This is a genomic window from Micromonospora sp. NPDC051006 (assembly GCF_044456245.1).
GTDB lineage: Bacteria > Actinomycetota > Actinomycetes > Mycobacteriales > Micromonosporaceae > Micromonospora.
Map to the genome: position 1 here is coordinate 142954 of NZ_JBITFP010000004.1, position 21191 is coordinate 164144.

Below are 21191 nucleotides of genomic sequence, written 5' to 3' on the forward strand. Positions count from 1 at the left end.
GGGGGACCCGCCCGCCCCCCCCCGGGGGGGGGCGGGGGGGGCGGGGGGGGGGGGGGGGGCCGCCCCCCCCCCCCCCCCCCGACGCAGCGGCGCGACGTGGAACGTCAGCCGCACCAACCCGACTTGTTGTTCCCCGCGTTGGAGTCCGTCGGCGGGTAGTAGATGTTGCCGATGACCCAGATGCATTTTCCGCTGGCGTAGGCGGTCACCGGGCCGGCGTAGTACCGGTAGGTGCCGTGGTCCCGGTCGTCCGCCGACAGCAACCGGCAGTTGCTGGTGCCGGACGAACAGACCCACAGCTCGACGGACATGACCTTGCTGACGCCCCAGGTGTTCGCACTCGACACGGTGCGCGCGCAGTTGTATCCGCCGCCGTAGTAGACCTCGACGTAGCCGTACCTCGTCGAGCCGTTGATGGCCACGTCTCCGTAGAGATCGAAGCCACCGACCTTGGAGCCCGAACAGGTGCCGGTGGCGGCCCGCGCCGGCGGGCTGGCGAGAAACGCGCTCGCGGTGGTGAAGAGCACGAGCGCGGCGAGCATCGCCAGGATGCGCGATCGCGAAGTGGTCAAGGGTGCCTCCGTTCTCTCGGTGCCGCGCGGCGGCGAGTGGGGGAACAGTCACCCGGTGGTCCGCGGCGGCTCGGGACCGGCACAGTCGACAGCTGTCCACGTCCGCCGCCCAACTGATTCGAACCAGTTCGAATCCTGGCCGCATTTCTGTAGCTAACCTTCTTGACGATCCATAGGCATGTAGCTAAGTTTCAGTCATCGGACTGAGAGGTGGCCGTCTATGCGTACCCGTCTCGTCGCCGCGACCGCTCTGGTGGCCACCCTGACGGCCGGCCTCGCGCCGCCTCCCGCCCTCGGCGCCGCCGCGCCGGCAGGCCGGGCCGGCGAACATGGCTGGGTCACGTCCACCCTGCGACACATGAGCCTGGAGCAGAAGGTCGGCCAGCTCTTCGCCACCTACGTCTACGGCGGTGACGCCACCGAGCCCACGGCCGCCGACCGCGCCGCGAACCGGGCGGCGTTCGGTGTCGAGACGCCGGCCGAGGTGGTTGACCGGTTCCACCTCGGGGGCGTCTGCTACTTCTCCTGGTCGCACAACCTGGACGACCCCCGGCAGATCGCCACCCTCTCCAACGGCCTGCAGCGCGCCGCCGTCGGCGACGGCGCGAAGGGCCGGGTGCCCCTGCTCATCTCCACCGACCAGGAGCAGGGCGTGGTGCTGCGGATGCCCGCCCCCGCCGCGCAGTTCCCCGGTGCGATGGCGCTGGGTGCCGGGCGATCGCCCCACGCCGCCCGGACGGCGGCGACGGTAACCGGGCGCGAGCTGCGCGCGGTCGGCGTGCATCAGCCGTACGCGCCGATCGCCGACGTCAACGTCGACCCCGGCAACCCGGTGATCGGCGTGCGGTCCTTCGGCGCCGACCCCTCGCTGGTGGCGGACCTGACGGCCGCGCAGGTCACCGGCTTCCAGGACGGCGCCGGCACGAGCGCGGTGGCGAAGCACTTCCCCGGCCACGGCGACACGGCCACCGACAGCCACACCGGTCTGCCGGTGATCGACCACAGCCGGGCGGAGTGGGACCGGATCGACGCGCCGCCGTTCCGGCGGGCGATCCGCGCCGGCGTCGAATCGATCATGACCGCGCACATCGTGGTCCCCGCGCTCGACCCCTCCGGCGATCCCGCCACGCTGTCGCCGAGGATCCTCACCGGCGTGCTGCGCGGTGAGCTCGGCTTCCGGGGGGTCATCGTCACCGACGCGCTGAACATGGCCGGGGTGCGCGAGAAATACGGCGACGAGCGGGTGCCGGTGCTCGCGCTGAAGGCCGGCGCCGACCAGCTCCTGATGCCGCCGGACCTCGCGCTGGCGCGGGACGCGGTGCTGCGGGCCGTCGCCACCGGTGAGCTGACCGAGCGGCGGATCGACGAGTCGGTCCGGCGCATCCTCGGCCTGAAGTACCGCCAGGGGCTGGCCCGCTCACCGCTGGTCGACGTCGACGAGGCGGTACGCACCGTCGGCGCGGCCGAGCACCTCGCCGCCGTCGCCCGGGTCACCGACCCGACGCTCACCGCCGTGCGCAACGACGCCGGGCTGCTGCCGCTGCCCCGCGCCGACCGGTCCGTGCTGGTCACCGGCTGGGACAGCGCCGCCTTCGCCCCGGTCGCGACGATCGCCGACGGGTTCAACGCCCGAGGCGCCCGGGCCACCGCCCGGCCGGCGACCCTGCCCTCCGACGCGGTGATCGCCGCGACCGCCACCCAGGCCGCCGAGCACGACCTCACCGTGGTGCTGGTGAACAAGGCGTGGGACACCACCGTCACCGACCCGCGTGCCACGCAGCGCCGGCTCGTCGCGGCGCTGCTCGGCTCCGGAAAGCCCGTGGTGGTGGTGGCCGTCCGGGACCCGTACGACATCGCGTACCTGCCCGGCGTGCGCACCTACCTCGCGACCTACTCGTACACCCGGGCGGCGATGGACGCCCTCGTGCGCGCGCTGCACGGAGAGCTGTCCCCCCGGGGCCGGCTGCCCGTCACGATCCCCACGGCCGAGGGCGCGGGCACCGTGCTCTACCCCTACGGCCACGGCCTGACCTGGTAGGAGGCAACCCATGCAGCGGAGGAATTTCCTGGCCGGCGCGGTCGGCACCGGCGCGCTCGGCGCCGGCGCCGGGGCACTCGGCGTCGGCGCGGCGCTGACCCCCGCGGCGGCCGACCCCGGCGTCCGGCGGGTCCAGACCGGCCTCGACCGGCTGGTGGCCTCCGGGTTCGCCGAGCTGGCCGGCGAGCGGGTCGGCGTCGTCTCCAACCCGACCGGCGTCGACGCGGCCTACCGGCACCTCGTCGACCTGATGCACGGCTCGGGCCGGGTGCGGTTGGCCGCGGCGTTCGGTCCCGAGCACGGCTTCCGCGGCTCGGCGCAGGCCGGCGGGAGCGAGGGCACCGGCGTCGACGCGCGCACCGGCATCCCGGTCTACGACGCCTACGGCGCCTCGCTGGCCCGGTGGGAGAGCATGTACACCGAGGCCGGGGTGGACACCGTCGTCTTCGACATCCAGGACGTCGGCGTCCGCTTCTACACCTACATCTGGACCATGTACACCTCGATGGTCGCCGCGGCCCGGGTCGGCAAGCGCTACGTCGTGCTGGACCGACCCAACCCGATCGGTGGGCGGGCCCGCGGGCCGATGATGACCTCCCCGTACACCTCCGGGGTGGGCCTGAAAGAGATCGTCCAGCAGCACGGCATGACCGTCGGGGAGCTGGCCCGGTTCTTCAACGGCACGTTCCTGCCGGTGGAGGCGGGGCGGCCGGTCGAGCTGGACGTGGTGCGGTGCCGGCACTGGCGGCGCGACGACCTCGGCGCCGACACCGACGTGCCGTGGGTGATGCCCAGCCCGAACATGCCCACCCCGGACACCGCGCTGGTCTATCCGGGCACCGGCCTCTTCGAGGGCGTCGCGTCGATGACCGAGGGACGGGGCACCTGCCGTCCGTTCGAGCTGATCGGCGGGCTGGCGGCCGACTTCGACCACCACTGGAGCGACCGGCTCAACGCCCGCGACCTGCCCGGCGTCGAGTTCCGCGAGGCGTACTTCTCGCCCACCTCGGCCGGGCAGAAGCCGGACCTGCTCAACAAGCTCTGCGCCGGCGTGGAGGTCAAGGTCGTCGACCGGGCCGTGTACGACCCGATCCGTACCGGCGTGGCGATGCTGGTCGAGGCGCACAAGTATCCGGCGTTCGCCTGGCGACGCGACTCCTGGGACACCGTCCGCCCGTACTGGATCGACAAGCTCACCGGCTCACCCCGGCTGCGTACCCAGATCGACGCCGGCGCCGACGTGGACGACGTCGTCGGCGCCTGGGCCGACGAACTGGCCGCCTTCAACCGGTTGCGCAAGCCCTACCTGCTCTACTGAGGAGTGCGCCTTGACCACGTCGTCGCGTCGCCTGCTCCACACCGTCGCCCGTCGCCCGCTCGCGATCGGCCTGGCCGTGCTGGTCCTGGGTACGTCCGCGCCGGCTGGGGCGGCCGTCGCCGCGCCGCCACCGGCCGGATCCGGACCGCCGGCGGTCACCCCCGCCGACCTCCGCTTCCGGCACGACACGCTGCGTCCCGGCGAGGCCCGCGAGGTCGGCCTTCTCCCGGAGCAGGTCGATCGCATCCCGGCAGACCTGGCGGCCTACCTCCAGCCGACGCCGGACCACCCCGGGCACCCCACGTACGCGGGCGCGGTGGCGCTGGTGGCCAAGGACGGCGTGGTGGTCCAGCACACCGCCGTGGGCGCCGCGGTGCGCTACGCCTCCGTCGGGCCGCCCCCCGAGCTGGTTGGCGTGGAACTCCCCGCCGACCAGCAGCTGCCGATGCGGCCCGACACCATCTTCGACCTGGCATCGGTGTCGAAGCTGTTCACCACGATCGTCCTTCTCCAGCAGGTCGAGCGGGGGCGGGTGGCCCTGGACGCGCCGGTCGCCCGGTACGTTCCGGAGTTCGCGGCCGGCGGCAAGGAGTCGGTCACCGTCCGGATGCTGCTTACCCACACCTCGGGCCTGCCCTCCTTCACGGCGCTATGGAGCCGGTACCCGACGCCGGAGGCCCGGTTCGCCGCAGCGCTCGCCACGCCCCTCGCGGCCGGTGCGACGCCCGGCAGCCGGTACGTCTACTCCGACCTCGGGCTGATCGCGCTGGGCGTGCTGGTGGAACGGGTGGCCGGCCGGCCGCTCGCCGCGCTGGTCCGTGACGGTGTCACCGGGCCGCTGGGCATGGTCGACACCGGCTACAACCCGGGGCCGGAGCTGCGGTCACGGATCGCCGCCACCGAGTACCAGCCGTATGCCGGGCGCGGCATGGTCTGGGGCGAGGTGCACGACGAGAACGCCTGGTCGCTCGGGGGAGTGGCCGGGCACGCCGGCGTCTTCTCCACCGCGGCCGACCTGGCCCGCCTCTGCCAGTCACTGCTCAACGGCGGCGAGTATCGCGGGCGACGGATCCTGCGGGCGCAGACGGTGCGGGAGATGTTGGTCAACTACAACGCGCCGCTGGAGTCGGCCTACCCCGAGAGCGACCGGGGACTCGGCTTCGAGCTCAACAAGCACTGGTACATGATGGGGCTCTCCTCACCGGTGACGTTCGGGCATACCGGCTTCACCGGCACGTCCCTCGTCGTCGATCCGCTCTCGCACTCGTTCGTCATCCTGCTCAGCAACCGGGTGCATCCCGATCGCGGCTGGGGCAGCAACAACGTCGCCCGGAGCGCGGTCGCGCGCGATCTCGCCGAGGCGATGCCGGTGCGACCCCGCTCGGACAGCGCGTGGCGGGCGGACCCGGGCGACCGCGTGACCGCCACGCTCACCGCCCCGCTGCGGAGAGCGGCGCGGGGCGGCACGGCAAGCTTCCTTCTCTGGTACGACACCGAGCCGCGCTACGACAGCGCGCGGTTCGAGGTCTCCACCGATGGGGGTGAGACCTGGGCCCCGGCCCGGATGCTGCTGCGCCACGGCCACCGACGGTGGACCGCCGACGGCACGGTGACCGGCTACGGCGGGCGAGACTGGTGGCAGGTCTCGGTGGCGCTGCCCGACCAGGCGAGCCATCTGCGCTTCAGCAGCACGACCGACGGCTCGGGTCAGGGCCGTGGGGTCTACGTCGACCGGATCGTCGCGGTGGACCGGAACGGGTTGCTCTTCCACGGCGAGGGCGGCGCGGACGCCGCTCGACTGGTCACCGACGGCTGGTCGCCCGCGCGTACCTGACCGCGTCCGCCCTGATCAACTGGCTCCCCGCCGGGCGGTCCGGCCGGGTGAGGATTGGTTCGGGTGCCCGCGTGCCTCGCCCCGTTCGGACGCGCCCCTCGCCGTAGGCTCGGTGGTCATGGCAGCCTCGCGTTGGCGGGATGTCGCCCGTGTTCCGGCCGGCCGGGTGACCCCGGTGGAGATCTTCTTCGACCTCGTCTTCATCTTCACGCTGATCCAGCTCACCCGGATCCTGGAGCACGACCTGTCGGTGGTCGGCGTCGGTCACGTCCTGCTGCTGTTCGGAATCCTGTGGTGGATGTTCGGCGGTTACGTGTGGCTGCCCAATCACGTGCCACCCCGGTCCGCCCCGCAGAAGCTGCTGCTCTTCGTGGCGATGGTGGGATTCCTGACCGCCGCGGTCGCCGTGCCGGAGGCCTTCGCGGGGGCCGGCATCGCGTTCGGGGTGGGCTATCTGGTGGCGGTCATCGTCCATCTGGTGCTGTTCGCGCAGGCCGACGTCGGACGGGTGGTGCGGTGGCTGGCGCCGTACAACATCGGTGCCGCCCTGCTGGTGCTCGCCGGCGGCGTCCTTTCCGGCACCGCCCAGTACGTGCTCTGGCTGACGGCGGTCGTGCTTCAGTGGGTCGCCCCGTACCTGGTGCCCCGGATCTCGTGGATGCACGCCGCGTCCTCGTTCCACCTCGCGCCGGCGCATCTCGTGGAGCGGCACGGCCTTCTGGTGATCATCGCGCTCGGCGAGTCGGTCGTGGCGATCGGCATGGGCGCCAACGTCCGCCACTCGACCGTCAGCACGGTGGCGGTCGTGGCGCTGGCACTGGCTCTGCCCGCTGCCCTGTGGTGGACGTACTTCGCCGACGTCGATCTCGACGAGGAGGTGCTGGCCGACGCCCGACACGAGCCGCGCGCCCGGCTGGCCCTCCGGTTGGGCTTTGCGCACGTCCCGTTGCTGCTCGGCATCGTGGTCGCTGCCGCCGGCGTGCACGCCGCGGTGGCCCACCCGGGGGAGCGGGTCGCGTGGCAGCCGGCCCTGGCGCTGGCCGGTGGCGTCGCCGTCTATCTCGTCGGCATCGCCGTGAGCCGGCACGCACTGCACGCCGCCGAGCCGTGGAGCAGGCTGGTCACCGCCGCCGTCGTGCTCGCCACCGTGCCGGTCGGCGTGGCGGTGAACGCCGGGCTGCAACTGGCCGCGGTGGCCGCACTGGTCGCCGCGATGCTGGCGGTGGACCGGACCCGTCCGGCCGGGACGTCTGCCGACGCGAAGCAGGCATGAATCGCCGCGACCGGCCCCCTATTGCGCGTTTCTGCCGGTAATGTCCGCATGTCGAGCCGACCCAGGACGGGTGGGACACGCGGCGGCTGGTGGCCGGCGCGGGGAGGATCGCCGTGAGCGAAGGGCAGCAACCGGGTAGACCGGTTCGGGGACCGGCATCACGGTCGTTGCGGCCCCGCGCCCCGCTTCCACGTGAGACGGTGCGCCTCGCGGTGGTGGTCGGTGCGCTCGGGGTGGTGTTCGGTGACATCGGCACCAGCCCCATCTACACCCTGCAGACCGTGTTCAACCCGGGCGATCCGCATCCCGTCCCGGTCAGTACCGAGAACGTGTTCGGGGTCGTGTCCCTGGTGTTCTGGTCGGTGATGATCATCGTCACCGTCACCTACGTGCTGCTCGCGATGCGCGCCGACAACGACGGCGAGGGCGGCGTCATGGCCCTCATCACGCTGCTGCGGAGGTTGAACGCCCGCAGCGGCCAGCGGGCCGCCCCCGTACTGGCCGGGCTGGGCATCTTCGGTGCCGCGCTGTTCTTCGGCGACAGCATGATCACCCCGGCGATCTCGGTGCTGTCCGCGATCGAGGGCATCAAGGTCGTCGAGCCCTCGCTGCAGGAGCTGGTCATACCGATCACCGCGGTGATCATCATCGCGCTGTTCCTGGTGCAGCGGCGCGGTACCGCAGCCATCGGCCGCCTGTTCGGGCCGGTGATGATGCTCTGGTTCGTGACCATCGGCATCGCCGGTATCGCCGGCATCGCCGAGAACCCGGCCATCCTCAAGGCGCTGTCGCCGACGTACGCGCTGAGTTTCCTCGCCGGCCATTTCGGCATCGCGTTCTTCGCCCTGGCCGCGATCGTGCTCGCGGTCACCGGCGCCGAGGCGTTGTACGCGGACATGGGGCACTTCGGCCGCCGATCGATCACCCGGGCGTGGCTGTCGCTGGTGTTCCCCGCGTGCGTGCTGAGCTACCTCGGTCAGGGCGCGCTGATCCTGGCCGATCCGGGAAACATCAGCAGCCCGTTCTTCCTGCTCGTGCCGGGCTGGGGGCGGCTGCCGCTGGTGCTGTTGGCCACCGCCGCCACGGTGATCGCCTCCCAGGCGGTGATCACCGGGGCGTACTCCGTCGCGTCGCAGGCGGCTGAGCTCGGCTATCTGCCCCGGCTGCGCATCACCCACACCTCGCAGTCCACGGTCGGTCAGATCTACGTCCCGTGGATCAACTGGCTGCTGCTGGTCTCCGTGCTGACCCTGGTGTTCGCGTTCCGCAGCTCGACAGCACTGGCCTTCGCGTTCGGTATGGCGGTGACCGGCACCATCACCATCACCACACTGCTCTTCTTCTACGTCGGCCGTTGGCGATGGAACGTCCCGCTGTGGTTGCTGGGCCTCGGCGCCATCCCGCTGCTGGCGGTGGACCTGCTGTTCGTCGGCGCCAACGTCACCAAGCTGCTGCACGGCGCGTGGTTGCCGCTGCTCATCGGCCTCACGGCGTTCACCATCATGACCACCTGGCAGCGGGGCCGCGCGATCGTCACCGAGGATCGCCAACGCAGCGAGGGATCGCTCCGCGACTTCGTCGAGGAGTTGCGTGACAGCAGGTCCTCGACCCTGCGCGCCCCGGGCACCGCCGTCTTCCTCAACCGGGGCAAGCAGACCGCGCCGTTGGCGATGCGGGCCAACGTCGAGCACAACCACGTGCGCCACGAGCACGTCCTGATCCTCGCCATCGAGACCGAACCGGTGCCCCGTGTTCCTGCGGATCGGCGGATCACCGTTGACGACCTCGGCTACGCCGACGACGGGATCACCCACGTCACGGCCCGGTTCGGTTACATGGAGTCCCCGGACGTGCCCGAGCTGCTGCGGACCCTCGACCCGGCCGCCACGGAGGGGCAACTCCAGCTGGAGGAGGCGTCCTACTTTCTGTCGAAGATCGAGCTTCGGGCCGGAAACAGTCCGACGATGGCGCCCTGGCGCAAGCGGCTCTTCATCGCCACCTCCTACATCACCGCCGACGCGGCCGAGCACTTCTGCCTACCGCGGGAACGAACGGTCATCATGGGCTCGCGCATCGAGATCTAGGTGCCCGAAGTGGGTCATCCGACAGAAGTGGCAGGTGGTAGGGGTGGCGCCTGCGGGAACCGCCAGAATGGGCTGGTGAAGATCCTGTCCATCCAGTCCTCGGTCGCCTACGGCCACGTCGGGAACTCCGCGGCCACCTTCCCCCTCCAGCGCCTCGGCCACGAGGTCTGGCCGGTGCTGACGGTCCACTTCTCCAACCACACCGGGTACGGCGCGTGGCGCGGGCCGTTGCTGGCGCCGGACGACGTGGCCGAAGTCATCGCGGGCATCGCCGATCGCGGAGTGCTCGGCAGCGCCGACGCGGTGTTGTCGGGCTACCAGGGTGACCCGACGATGGGCGCGGTGATCCTCGACGCGGTGGACAAGGTCAAGGCCGCCAACCCGGACGCGGTGTACTGCTGCGACCCGGTGATGGGCGACGTCGGACGCGGGATGTTCGTCCGGCCCGGTATCCCGGAGTACCTGCGCGACGTCGTCGTCCCGCGCGCGGACATCATCACCCCGAACCACTTCGAGCTGGACTTCCTCGCCGGTCGTAAAACCAACTCCCTGACGGAGGTGCTGGCGGCGGTCGACGTGGTGCGCGCGACGGGACCGCGGCACGCCCTGGTCACCAGCGTGCTCCACGACGACGTGCCCACGGGGTCGCTGGAGGTCGTGGCCGTCTCGGACGAGGGTGCCTGGGCGGTGACCACGCCGCTGCTGCCGATCAACCCGAACGGCGGCGGCGACGTCACCGCGGCGCTGTACCTCGCGCATCTGTGGACGACGGGCTCACCCGCGACGGCGCTGGAACGCACCATCGCCTCGGTCTTCGCCGTTCTCGAGGCGACCCTCGCGGCGGGCACCCGGGAGATCCAGCTGGTCGCCGCCCAGGACGCGATCGCCGATCCGCCGGCCAGGTTCACCGCCCGGCGGCTGCGCTGACCGACGCCGCGATGGCCGCCGAGGCGCGAGGGGATTCACCGCCGAGCCAATAGTAAGGATTGTGAACAGAAGATGTTACAGTCACTCCTGTCGATGTAACCCCAGGCCGTCGGCCGTGGTGTTCCCAGGAAGGAGTGATCACATGTCGAGACTGCGCGCCCTGGTCGCGCTTGCGGCGTTGGTCGTCGCCGGCGCACTGGTGGCGATCATCCCGTCGACCCCGGCATCGGCCGCGGCCTGCGCGGCGCCGTGGCAGTCGTCGGCCGTCTACACGGGAGGCGTCCAGGTCTCCCACAACGGCCGCAACTACCAGGCCAAGTGGTGGACGCAGAACGAGGCGCCGCCGGGCACCACCGGCGTCTGGCAGGACCTCGGGGCCTGCGGAGGCGGCAGCACGCCGCCGCCCGGGGGAACCTGCAACCACCCGAACTGGGTCGCCGGCACCTGGTACACCGCCGGGGCCATCGTGCGATACACCAACGGCCAGTACTACATCGCCGAGCACGACAATCCCGGCTACGACCCCGTCATCAGCACCTGGTACTGGGAGCCCTTCAGCTGTGGGACCCAGCCGCCGACCACCCCGCCCACCAACCCCGGTGGCTTCGTGGTCAGCGAGGCGCAGTTCAACCAGATGTTCCCGGGCCGCAATTCCTTCTACACGTACTCCGGGCTGGTCACCGCGCTCAGTGCCTACTCGGCGTTCACCAGGACCGGCAGCGCCACGGTGCAACGACAGGAGGCGGCGGCCTTCCTGGCGAACGTGCACCACGAGACCGGCGGGCTCGTCCACATCGTGGAGCAGAACACCGCGAACTATCCGCACTACTGCGACCCCGGTCAGCCCTACGGCTGCCCCGCCGGCCAGGCCGCCTACTACGGTCGCGGGCCGATCCAGCTGAGCTGGAACTTCAACTACAACGCCGCTGGGAACGCCCTCGGGCTGCCCCTGCTGACCAACCCGTGGTTGGTGCAGAACGACGCCGCGGTGGCCTGGAAGACCGCCATCTGGTACTGGATGACCCAGAACGGCCCCGGCACCATGACCGCCCACAACGCGATGGTCACCGGCGCCGGGTTCGGCGAGACCATCCGCAGCATCAACGGCTCGATCGAGTGCAACGGCGGCAACCCCGCGCAGGTGCAGAGCCGCGTCACCAAGTACCAGCAGTTCGTCGGCATCCTCGGCGTCGCCGCCGGAGCCAACCTCTACTGCTGATCCGCGACCGGGCCTCGGCACCCGTCAGGCAGGGTGGCGAGGCCCGGCGAGCGGGCAGGGCCGGCCTGCCGTGCTGGCCGGTGCTGATTCAGCTGACGGCTCTGGCGAGCAGGTCGCCGACGGCGGCGCGTACCGGATCGGGGTCCGCCCAACTCCAGTTCGGGTGGGCTCGGTTGGTGAGCAGGGCGAGGACGAGCTTGCGCTCGGCGTCGACCAGCAGGGACGGGCCGGCGAAGCCGGTGTGGCCGAAGGCGCGGGGGGAGGCGAGCCGGCCCATGAACCAGGGTTGGTCGAGGACGACGCCGAGGCCGTGGGCGGACGTGCGGTTGGGGCGCTCGGGGTCGACGGCGGGTTTGCCGGCGTTGTGGTTGGTCAGCATCCGCCGGACGGTGCTGGCGGCGAGGACGCGCGTGCCCTGGTAGGTGCCGCCGTCGAGGAGGAGTTGCCCGATGACGGCGAGGTCGGCGGCGGAGGCGAAGACGCCGGCGTGCCCGGCGACACCGCCGAGGTGGTTGGCGACGTCGTCGTGGACGGTGCCGCGGAGAAGACCCCGGGAGGACCGGGCGTCGGTGCCGACCAGGCGGGTGGCCTTGGCGCTGGTCGACAGCCAGGTGTCGGGGTTGAAGCCGGTGTTCCGAAGGCCGAGTGGTCCGGTGAGGTTGGCCTTGAGGGCGCGGTCGAGGCGTTGGCCGGTGACCTTCTCGACGATCCTGCCGGCGACCATGAGCCCGACGCTGGAGTAGCGGAACGTGCGTCCCGGCGTCGCGCCGGAGACCAGCGGGGTGGCGAGCACGGCGTTCCAGCGGGCCGTGTTGTCGGCCAGACCGGTGACCTTGGCGCCCACCGGAAGGGCGCTGGTGTGGGTGAGCAGCATCTCGACGGTGACCCGGTCCTTGCCGGCGCCGGTGAAGCCGGGCAAGTAGTTCCGGACCGCGGCGTCGAGTTCGACGCGCCCCTTGTCGACCTGCTGCAGCAGCAGGATGGCGGTGTAGACCTTGGTGACCGAGGCGAGGTCGAAGATGGAGTCCGGGCGCATCGGGACGCGCTGTCTCGTCGCGAGGAGCTTCGGGCCGGCCGCGTAGCGCAGCGCCTCCCCGACCGCGGTGTGCACCGTCGTCCTGCCGTCGACCAGGACGAGGGCGACCGCGCCGGGGAAGCCGCGGTGCCGGAGGGTCTGCGGTGTGGCGGGCAGGTGCCGCCGGAGCAGGGCGGTCACGTCCGGGGCGTAGCGGGCCTGGTTCGCCGGCGCGGTGTCGCCGCCGGTGGCGGGAGTGCCCGGTGGGCTGCTCCGGGCCGAGCCGAACCCGACCCTGTTCCCGGCGGCATCGGTCGCGGCGACCGCGCCACGGGGTTGACCCGGGCCGGGCTCGTCGTTGCCGCCGCAGCCCGTGACCGCGGTGGTCGCGGCGGCCAGGCCGGCACCGAGCAGCGTACGACGGGCAACGGGCATGCCGGTGATGATGACAGCGGACGATGTGCCACGCCAGTACGGCGAGCGAGCGGCGCTGCCCCGGCTACGCATCGGGTGGCGCTTCGCGTCGGCTACGGCGCGGTGGCGTCCGTCCGGGTGCAGCCGCTGGCCGGGCTCTCGCTGAAGACGATGACCGCGTTCAGTCGGTCTCTGGCCTCGGTGAGCTGGCTGATCTGGTGCTCGATGCGGTCGCGTTCCGCGCGCAGCAGAGCGCGGGACTGTGGGGTGTTCACCTTCGCGTCGACGCAGGGCAGCAGGTCGAGGATGGTCCTGCTGGGCAGGCCGGCGGCGTACAGCGTCTGGATCAGGCGCACCCGGTCGACCGCGCTGTCCGGGTAGTGGCGCTGGCCGCCGCTGGTGCGCGCCGGGATCAGCAGGGACTGCTCCTCGTAATAGCGCAGCGCGCGTACGGACACGCCGGTCTCCGCGGCGAGATCACCGATCCGCACAGTTCCTCCTCCTGGCTCGTGACGCCGGCCACACACGACTTGCATCTCACGTCCACGTGAGGTTTTAGCGTAGCTCGCGTACCGGAACCCAAGCCTTGGAGGTAGTCATGCGGATCTCTGGTTCGGTAGCGCTCGTGACGGGCGCCAACCGTGGCCTCGGCCGGCACTTCACCCGGGAACTGCTCGAGCGGGGTGCGGCGAAGGTCTACGCCACGGCGCGCGATCCGGAGCGGATCGACCTCCCCGGCGTCGAGCGGCTGCGCCTGGACGTCACCGACCCGCGGTCCGTCGAGGCGGCCGCCGTGGCGGCGCCCGACGTCAACCTGCTCATCAACAACGCGGGCATCAACACCTGGACGAACCTGATCGACGGGGACCTGAACCGGATTCGGTTGGAGCTGGAGACCCACCTCTACGGTCCGCTCGGCATGGCGCGGGCCTTCGCGCCGGTGCTGGCGGGCAACGGTGGTGGGGCGATCCTCAACGTGCTCTCCGCGATGTCCTGGTTCTCCTACGACGGGGCCAACGCGTACGGCGTGGGCAAGGCGGCCGGCTGGAGCCTGACCAACGGCATCCGACTCGAACTGGCCGCACAGGGCACCCTGGTGACCGGCCTGCATCTGGGTCTCGCCGACACCGACATGTCGGCCGACTTCGAGGGCGACAAGATCGACCCCGCGGTGGTGGCCCGACTCGCCCTCGACGGTGTCGAGGCCGGCAAGCTGGAGGTCGTCGCCGACGAGTGGAGCGCCCAGGTCAAGGCCTCGCTCGCCGCGGACCCCAGCGCCTTCTACGCGATTCCCGCGGCCGGCTGACGGGCGGCCCCGGCACGGTGCCGGGGCCGCCGCTCTGTCACGCCGTCGCCGTGCGTTCAGCCGGGCTGCCGCGGCCCGCGTCGGGCGTACTTAGCGCGGAACTTCTCCACCCGCCCCGCGGTGTCGAGCAGCCGCTGCCGGCCGGTCCAGAACGGGTGGCTGGCAGCGGAGATCTGCACGTCGATGACGGGGTAGGTGTTGCCGTCGCTCCACTCGACGCGCTGGTCGCTGGTGGCGGTGGAGCGGGTGAGGAAGGCGAAGTCGGCGGCGCGGTCGCGGAACACGACCGGCTGGTAGCGGGGGTGGATTCCGGGTTTCATGCGGCGAGGTCTCCAGGGTTGTCGGTGCGGCCGGGAATGAGGTCGGCGAGCGGGAAGCAGCCGGCGAACGGGTCGTCGTAGGTCCGCCAGACGTCCTCACCATCGGCGAGTTCGGCGTCGCTGAGCAGGCAGGCGGTCAGGGTGCGGTGCAGGTCCACCGGGTCGAGGTCCAGGCCGATGAAGACCAGGTGCTGGTGCCGGTCGCCGTAGTAGGGATCCCAGTCCAGCGCCGCGGCGAGCCGCCGGTGGTCGGACGCCTCGTCCCAGTACGCGTCGGGCAGGGCGACCAGCCAGCGGCCGAAGGACCCGATGGTGAGGCCCCCGCCGGCGAACTCCCAGGCGAGCACCGCGTCGGGTTGGCTGGCCAGCCAGAGGTGACCGCGGGATCGTACGACCTCGGCGTTGACGTCCTCGAGCACGTCGTGCAGTCGCCGGGGGTGGAACGGTCGGCGGGCGCGGAAGACCGCGGAGACCACCGCGCAGTCGGAGTGCGGTTCGTGCACCCCGAGGGTGTGACCCTCCAGGCCCCGGGCCAGCACCGCGGGTGTCTCCGGCCGGTGGCGGCGGGTGTCGCGCAGCTGGCGGGTCAGCTCGTCGGCGTCGACGAGGTCCCCGTCGACGCGTACCTGGGTCGCCCACGGAGCCAATCGCTGCAGCAGCACCGACAGCCGGCTGTCGTCGTACGCCCCCTCGCGGGACCGTCCCCACAGGACGAGCGTGTCGGCGTACTCGATCTGTCGGACCACGACGTCCGCCAGGGCCCGGTGATCGTCGTCGGCGGCGTGGATGCCCAGGGTCTTCAGGTCGTCGGTGCTGGCGAGGCCGTCGAGCAGGTGCTCGGCGTCGACCACGGTGACGTACGAGTTGATGTGCAGCGCATCGGTGATCGGCGCCCCGTTGACGAGGCAGTGGGCGCAGGCGGCAGCGACCGCCTCCGGTTCGACCACCTCGGGCAGCATCAGCACCAGGTCCCGGTCGGGGTGGGTGCGGGCCAGCCGGGCCAGGGTGGGCAGCACGTCCTCGCGCAGGGTGCAGGAGACGCAGCCGTGGGCCAGGGTGATCCGTTCGTCCTCCAGGATGCCCGCCCCGTCGCGTACCACCCGGTGCACGCCGCCCTGGCGGACGTCGGTGAGGTCGTGCCGCACCAGCAGCAGGGACGGGTCCGCGGCGAGGAGGGTACGGGCGATGGCGTACGTCGCCGTCGGCCAGAAGCCGCTGAGCACGGTCAGCGAGGGGCGGGTGTCGGCCGCCGAGGCGGCGGCGTCGAGGGGTGCGACTGGTGACGTCACATCTCAGTCCTCTCTACTTGAAAACGATTGTCATTCTAAGCAGAGGTTTGGCGGAGAGGTGAAGGGGGTTGTCGGCGGTTCAGCGCACCCTGACGTGGTGGCGCCCGGTGTCCAGACGTGGTGACGGCACGGGCGCGAAGCCGAGCTTCGGCAAGCCCGACGGGCGAAAGCGGGATGGACCGGGCAGATGGCGGCGACGGGCGCCGGCTCAGCTGGTGGGCAGACCCCGGGCGACCAGTTCGGTGGGGATCAGCAGGCTACGTGGCGCGCAACGGTCGCCCTCGATCCGACCGAACAGCAGCTCGGCGGCGGTGCGTGCCAGCTTGCGGGTGTCGTACGCGATCACGGTGAGCGGGTACGGCAGCAGACGGGCCACGTCGAAGTCGTCGAAGCCGAGCAGGGCGGCATCGCTGCCGCGCCGGTGGAGTTCCTCCACAGCGCCGAGCGTGATCCGGTTGTTGAGGCTGAAGAAGGCGGTCGGCGGATCGGGCTGGTCGAGCAGCTCGCCCACCACCCGGGCTGCCGTCTCCGGGTCGCGCACGCCGCCCCGGACCAGCCGGTCGTCGTCCGCCGTGGCGCCGGCCGCGGCCAGCGCTTCCCGGGCGCCGGCGAGTCGCTCGCGCATCGTGTAGACGCTGGTCGAGTCGAAGAGGATGGCGACCCGGCGGTGCCCCGCCTCGATCAGCGTGGCGACCCCGCTGCGGGCGCCGCCCCGGTTGTCCAGCAGGACGGTGTCGGCGGGCAGCCCGCCCGCCGGCCGGTCGAGGAAGACCACCGGGATGCCGAGCTCCACCTCGGCCCGGAGGAACGAGTGGTCGTCGCCGGCCGGGACCACGAGGAGGCCGTCGACCCGGCGGGCGCAGAGATCGGACAACAGCTCCCGTTCCCGCTCCGGCTCCTCCTCCGAACTGGCAATGATCAGCATCGTGTCGTGCTGGCGGGCCACCTCGGCGGCGGCGCCGGCGATGGTGGCGTAGAACGGATTGGCGATGTCCTCGATCAGCAGCCCGATCGTCGCCGTGGTCCGGCCGGAGCGCAGCGAGCTGGCCAGGTGGTTGCGGCGAAAGCCCAGCTCGGTAGCGGCCGCCAGCACCCGCTCCGCCAGCTCCCGCTGCACGTAGGGGGCGTTGTTCACGACCCGCGAGACGGTCTTCAGGCTCACCCCGGCCCGCGCCGCCACGTCCACCATGGTGGGCCGCTTCGCGCGGCCGGGGGCGCTGGTCACGCGAGAACCATACCGCCGGTCACGCCGCCCTCCTTGACTCACGTGGCTGCCGGAAAGGTGAGGAAACGCGGGTGATTTACGTCAGACACGAAGTCTTGACACCCATGACACATCCCGCGACGATCTGACAACGTTGCCAGGTCCTGGGAGGGAACCAGTGTCCGAATCACCATCCGTGTCGCGGCGTACGTTCATGTCGGCCGGAGCCACCCTGCTCGCGTCGTTCGGCGTGACCGCCGTCCTGCCGGATGCGGCCGTCGCGGCGGCCGCGCCCGCGACGCCGCCAGCCACCGATCTCGCCCGGTACCGACCGGTGGCGGTCTCCTCGACGGACTACGCCCCGACACCCGCGTCCTTCGCCGTGGACGGGCTGCCCCAGGTAGGGGTGCGCGGCAGCGGTTGGCGGGCCGCGCCCGGCGATCCGCAGTGGATTTCGGTGGACCTGCAGGCCCCATGTCGCATCGAGGCCGTCACCCTGGTCTTCGAGGCCACCCTCGCCGACGGGCCGTTCGACGGCAACTACACCGACACCGACGGCGACGAGATCCTCTCCAGCGCGGCGACCGCGTACCGGATCGAGGTCTCCGCCGACGGCCGGGCCTGGCGACCGGTGTACGAGACCGCCGACGGGCAGGGCGGCGTCCAGGCCATCAAGCTGCCGGAGCCGGTCACCGCGCGGTGGATCCGGATGACCGCCACCGAGCGCTCGAACAGCAACCCGGTCGGCCTCAACGGCTTCCAGGTCTACGGCACCGCCCTCCAGCAGCGGCCGTCGGCCCGGGGCTGGACCAGCTGGGAGGGCGGCAACACCAGGCCGGCGCCGGAGCTCACCGTGGCCGCCGACGGCACGGTGCCACTGGAATCCGGCTGGTCGTTGACCATCGACGACTTCGCCGGCGGCGCCGACGGCGCCACGCTCTCCACCGGCGGGGTCGACGTCCGGTCCTGGCTGCCGGCGACCGTACCCGGCACGGTGCTGGGGACGCTCGTCGAGCAGGGGCACCTGCCCGACCCGGTCTCCGGCTTCAACAACCTGCGCATCCCGGAGGCGCTGTCCCGGCACGCCTGGTGGTACCGGCGGGCGCTGCGGCTGCCCCGCGGGCTCGACACGTCACCCGGCCGGCGGGTCTGGCTCGAGTTCGACGGGATCAACCACGAGGCCACCGCCTGGGTCAACGGTGTGCAGGTGGGCAGCGTGGCGCACCCGTTCGCCCGGGCGGCCTTCGACATCACCGACGCCGTGGCCGGTCGTCGCGGCGAGCACGTCCTCGCCGTCCGGGTCACCCCGATGCCGCACCCGGGCACCCCCGGCGACAAGGGCCCTGACGGGCGCACCTTCCTCCAGTCGGCCCACCACTACCTCGACGCCCCGACCTACCTGGCGGTGTCGGGATGGGACTGGATGCCGGCCGTCCGTGACCGGGTCAGCGGCATCTGGGACCACGTCCGGTTGCGCAGCACCGGCGCGGTGGTGATCGGCGACCCGCACGTCACGACCGCGCTGCCGAAGCTGCCGGACACCGACACCGCCGAGATCACCATCGCCGTACCGGTGCGCAACGCGGCGGACACCGCGACCACGGTCACCGTCCGGGCGGAGTTCGACAAGGTCAGGGTCGAGTCGACGGTGACGGTGCCCGCCGGCGGGCACACCACGGTGACCTTCGCGCCGGAGCGCTTCCGCGCGCTGCGCCTGGCGAACCCCCGACTCTGGTGGCCCAACGGTTACGGCGAGCCCCACCTGTACGACCTGAAGCTCACCGCCACCGTCCGCCGTGAGGTCAGCGACCGGCGGAAACTCCGCTTCGGCATCCGCGAGTTCGGCTACGACTGGCACCAGCCGGTGGTGATCTCGCCGCCCGCCGCGCCGCCGCTGGAGTTCGTCGGCGGCGCCGCGACCCAGACGGTCACGTTCGACCGGCAGCACGCGCGGCACGTTCGCATCCAGGCCGGCCAACGCGCCACCGGGTGGGGCATCTCGATGTGGTCGCTGTCGGTGGCCGACGGCGCCGGTCCGGACCTGGCCCTGCGCCAGGACGCCACCGCGTCGTCGGCGGAGAACGACACCAACGTGGCCGGCAACGTCGTCGACGGCGACCCCGGAACCCGCTGGGCCTCGAAGTCCGAGGACAACCAGTGGATCCAGGTCGACCTCGGCGCGGCTGTCGACTTCGACCGGGTCACCGTGGTCTGGGAGCAGGCGTACGCGCTCGACTACCGCATCCAGGTCTCCGACGACGGCGACGGCTGGAGCGACGTCAAGTCGGTCAGCAACGAGACGCCGCTCGGCAGCCGGGCCACCCAGGTCGAGACCTTCCCCGCGCAGACCGCCCGACACCTGCGCGTTCAGACGGGCGCCCGGGTGACCTCGTGGGGTGTCTCCATGTGGGCGCTGTCCGTGCAGCGGCAGGCCGAGCCAGATGTTGACCTGGCCCTGCACGCCACCGCCACCGCCTCGTCCTCCGACAGCGACTCGAACGGGCCGGAGCGGGCCGTCGACGGCAACCCGCGGACCCGGTGGTCCTCGAAGTTCGAGGACAACCAGTGGATCCAGGTCGACCTCGGCGCGCCGGTCAGCTTCGACCAGGTCACCATCGTCTGGGAACAGGCGTACGCCCGGGACTTCGTCATCCAGGTCTCCGATGACGGGCAGCAGTGGACCGACGTCAAGTCGGTCAGCAACGCGGTCACCCAGCTGAAGATCAGCGTGAACGGTGTGCCGGTGTTCGCCCGGGGCGGCAACTGGGGCTGGGACGAGCTGCTGCGCCGGGTGCTGCCCGACCGGCTCGCCGACACCGTCGAGATGCACCGTGACATGAACTTCACGATGATCCGCAACTGGCTCGGCAGCAGCAACCGTGAGGAGCTCTACCAGGCCTGTGACGAGCAGGGCATCCTGGTGTGGAACGACTTCTGGCAGGCGGGGCAGTTCCTGCCCAACCCGCCCGGCTACGTCGACATCGCCGCCGACACGATCCGGCGGTTCCGGCACCACCCGAGCATCGTGGTGTGGTGCGGCGCCAACGAGGGTGACCCGCCGCCGATCGTCGACGCCGGACTCAAGCACGCGGCCGCCACCGAGCACCCGGAGATCCTCTACATTCCCAACTCCGCCGGCGGCATCGTCAGCGGCCACGGCCCCTACCACTGGGTCGATCCGGCGACGTACAACAACCGCAACACGTACGACACCGGCGCGTTCGGGTTCCACACCGAGATCGGCATGCCCGTGATCCCGGTCGTCGAGAGCATGCGCAACCTCGTCGGTGACGCGCCCGAATGGCCGATCGGCGAGGTGTGGAACTACCACGACTGGTCGACCATCGGCAATCAGCGCGTCGGCACGTACCAGGCCGCGATCGACGCGCGGCTCGGCGAGTCCGGCTCGTTGGAGGAGTTCGCCATCCGGGCGCAGTTCGTCAACTACGAGAGCCACCGCGCCATGTTCGAGGCGTGGAACGCCAACCTGTGGCAGGACGCCACCGGCCTGCTGTTGTGGATGTCGCACCCGGCGTGGCACAGCACGGTCTGGCAGACGTACGACTACGACCTCGACGTGAACGGCGCCTACTTCGGCGCCCGCAAGGGCTGCGAACCGCTGCACGTGCAGGCCGATCCCGGCACCTGGCAGGTCCGGGCGGTCAACCACACCGCCGCGGCGGTCACCGGCGCCACCGTCACCGCCCGCCGCTACGACCTGCGCGGCCGGTTGCTGGGTACGCCCCAGCGGCAGCGGGTGGACGTCGGGCCGTCGGCCACCGCGCCGGTCTTCGCGTTGGCCGCCCCGGACGGCGCGGGGCTGCACCTGGTCCGGCTCGAGCTGCGGGACAGCCGCGACCGGCTGCTCGCCGAGAACACCTACTGGCGGTACGGACAGGCCGAGGAGATGCGGGCGCTCAACGACCTGCCGCGAACCCGACTGTCGACCACGACCAGTGGCGCACGTACCGCCGGCGGTCGGACCACCGTCACCACGACGGTCCGCAACCAGGGGGGAGTGGTCGCGGCGCTGGTTCGGCTGAGCGTCGACGATGCCCACGGCAACCGGGTCCTGCCCGCCCGATACGAGGACAACTACTTCTGGCTGCTGCCGGGCGAGACGCGTCGGGTGCAGATCTCCTGGCCCGCGGGTCGGCAGCTGCCGCGCCAGGCCCGGGTGACGGCGCGGGCCTACAACACGGCCGGCGACTAGGAGTACGTCAGCCGCCGGCTGCGCAAGGCACGCCTTCGGGCAGCCGGCGGGCGCCCTGCCTCGGCGGGGCTGGACATGGTCGAGGCGGGGGGGGGGGGGGGGGGGGGCCCGCGGGGGGCGCGGGGGGGGGGGCCCAACGGGGCGAGGTTTGTGGGCAGGTGCTGG

Annotated in this window: 15 protein-coding genes; 9 read left to right on the forward strand and 6 right to left on the reverse strand. The window is 71.7% G+C overall.

Going from position 1 to position 21191, the window contains the following annotated elements:
• Positions 1-104 precede the first annotated feature (104 nt).
• Positions 105-572: a hypothetical protein gene (locus ACIBBA_RS09345; protein WP_396695409.1), complete on the reverse strand. Its 468-nt coding sequence runs from the start codon at positions 570-572 to the stop codon at positions 105-107.
• A gap of 220 nt (positions 573-792) precedes the next feature.
• Between ACIBBA_RS09345 and ACIBBA_RS09350 the strand changes: the two genes are divergently transcribed.
• The 7 genes from ACIBBA_RS09350 (at position 793) to ACIBBA_RS09380 (ending at position 11265) form a co-directional block, all read left to right on the forward strand.
• Positions 793-2610, forward strand: coding sequence for a glycoside hydrolase family 3 protein (locus ACIBBA_RS09350; RefSeq protein ID WP_396695411.1), 1818 nt, complete (start codon positions 793-795; stop codon positions 2608-2610).
• Between the two features lie 10 nt (positions 2611-2620).
• Complete coding sequence (locus tag ACIBBA_RS09355) at positions 2621-3928, forward strand: exo-beta-N-acetylmuramidase NamZ domain-containing protein (RefSeq protein WP_396695413.1); 1308 nt, start codon at positions 2621-2623, stop codon at positions 3926-3928.
• A 10-nt stretch (positions 3929-3938) separates the two neighbouring features.
• The gene (locus tag ACIBBA_RS09360) at positions 3939-5762 is read left to right on the forward strand and encodes a serine hydrolase (RefSeq protein WP_396695415.1); all 1824 of its coding nucleotides are present in this window, start codon (positions 3939-3941) and stop codon (positions 5760-5762) included.
• A gap of 118 nt (positions 5763-5880) precedes the next feature.
• Positions 5881-7035, forward strand: coding sequence for a low temperature requirement protein A (locus ACIBBA_RS09365; protein WP_396695417.1), 1155 nt, complete (start codon positions 5881-5883; stop codon positions 7033-7035).
• Positions 7036-7235: 200 nt separating this feature from the next.
• Positions 7236-9119 (forward strand): potassium transporter Kup, encoded by a 1884-nt coding sequence (locus ACIBBA_RS09370; protein WP_396695418.1) that lies wholly within the window; start codon positions 7236-7238, stop codon positions 9117-9119.
• Between the two features lie 75 nt (positions 9120-9194).
• On the forward strand, positions 9195-10046 hold the full coding sequence (gene pdxY, locus ACIBBA_RS09375; RefSeq protein WP_396695420.1) for a pyridoxal kinase PdxY: 852 nt from the start codon (positions 9195-9197) through the stop codon (positions 10044-10046).
• Positions 10047-10188: 142 nt separating this feature from the next.
• Positions 10189-11265 (forward strand): glycoside hydrolase family 19 protein, encoded by a 1077-nt coding sequence (locus tag ACIBBA_RS09380; protein WP_396695422.1) that lies wholly within the window; start codon positions 10189-10191, stop codon positions 11263-11265.
• 88 nt (positions 11266-11353) lie between these two features.
• On the opposite strand, the gene ACIBBA_RS09385 is transcribed toward ACIBBA_RS09380, so the two are convergent.
• Both ACIBBA_RS09385 and ACIBBA_RS09390 read right to left on the reverse strand, forming a co-directional pair.
• Positions 11354-12715: a serine hydrolase domain-containing protein gene (locus ACIBBA_RS09385; protein ID WP_396695424.1), complete on the reverse strand. Its 1362-nt coding sequence runs from the start codon at positions 12713-12715 to the stop codon at positions 11354-11356.
• A gap of 92 nt (positions 12716-12807) precedes the next feature.
• A complete protein-coding gene (locus ACIBBA_RS09390; protein WP_396695427.1) occupies positions 12808-13185 on the reverse strand; it encodes a MerR family transcriptional regulator in 378 nt (125 codons plus the stop codon).
• Between the two features lie 107 nt (positions 13186-13292).
• On the opposite strand from ACIBBA_RS09390, the gene ACIBBA_RS09395 reads away from it, so the two are divergent.
• Entirely contained in the window at positions 13293-14000 is a 708-nt protein-coding gene (locus ACIBBA_RS09395; RefSeq protein WP_396695429.1) for an SDR family oxidoreductase, read from the forward strand.
• A gap of 56 nt (positions 14001-14056) precedes the next feature.
• On the opposite strand, the gene ACIBBA_RS09400 is transcribed toward ACIBBA_RS09395, so the two are convergent.
• The 3 genes from ACIBBA_RS09400 to ACIBBA_RS09410 all read right to left on the reverse strand — a co-directional run bounded on the left by ACIBBA_RS09400 (position 14057) and on the right by ACIBBA_RS09410 (position 16798).
• On the reverse strand, positions 14057-14320 hold the full coding sequence (locus ACIBBA_RS09400; protein ID WP_396695431.1) for a type B 50S ribosomal protein L31: 264 nt from the start codon (positions 14318-14320) through the stop codon (positions 14057-14059).
• On the reverse strand, positions 14317-15609 hold the full coding sequence (locus ACIBBA_RS09405; protein WP_396695433.1) for a CobW family GTP-binding protein: 1293 nt from the start codon (positions 15607-15609) through the stop codon (positions 14317-14319). The genes ACIBBA_RS09400 and ACIBBA_RS09405 overlap by 4 nt, the downstream gene beginning before the upstream one ends.
• A 208-nt stretch (positions 15610-15817) precedes the next feature.
• A complete protein-coding gene (locus ACIBBA_RS09410) occupies positions 15818-16798 on the reverse strand; it encodes a LacI family DNA-binding transcriptional regulator (protein ID WP_396695932.1) in 981 nt (326 codons plus the stop codon).
• Between the two features lie 193 nt (positions 16799-16991).
• On the opposite strand from ACIBBA_RS09410, the gene ACIBBA_RS09415 reads away from it, so the two are divergent.
• Positions 16992-21026, forward strand: coding sequence for a discoidin domain-containing protein (locus ACIBBA_RS09415; RefSeq protein WP_396695435.1), 4035 nt, complete (start codon positions 16992-16994; stop codon positions 21024-21026).
• Positions 21027-21191: the final 165 nt, after the last annotated feature.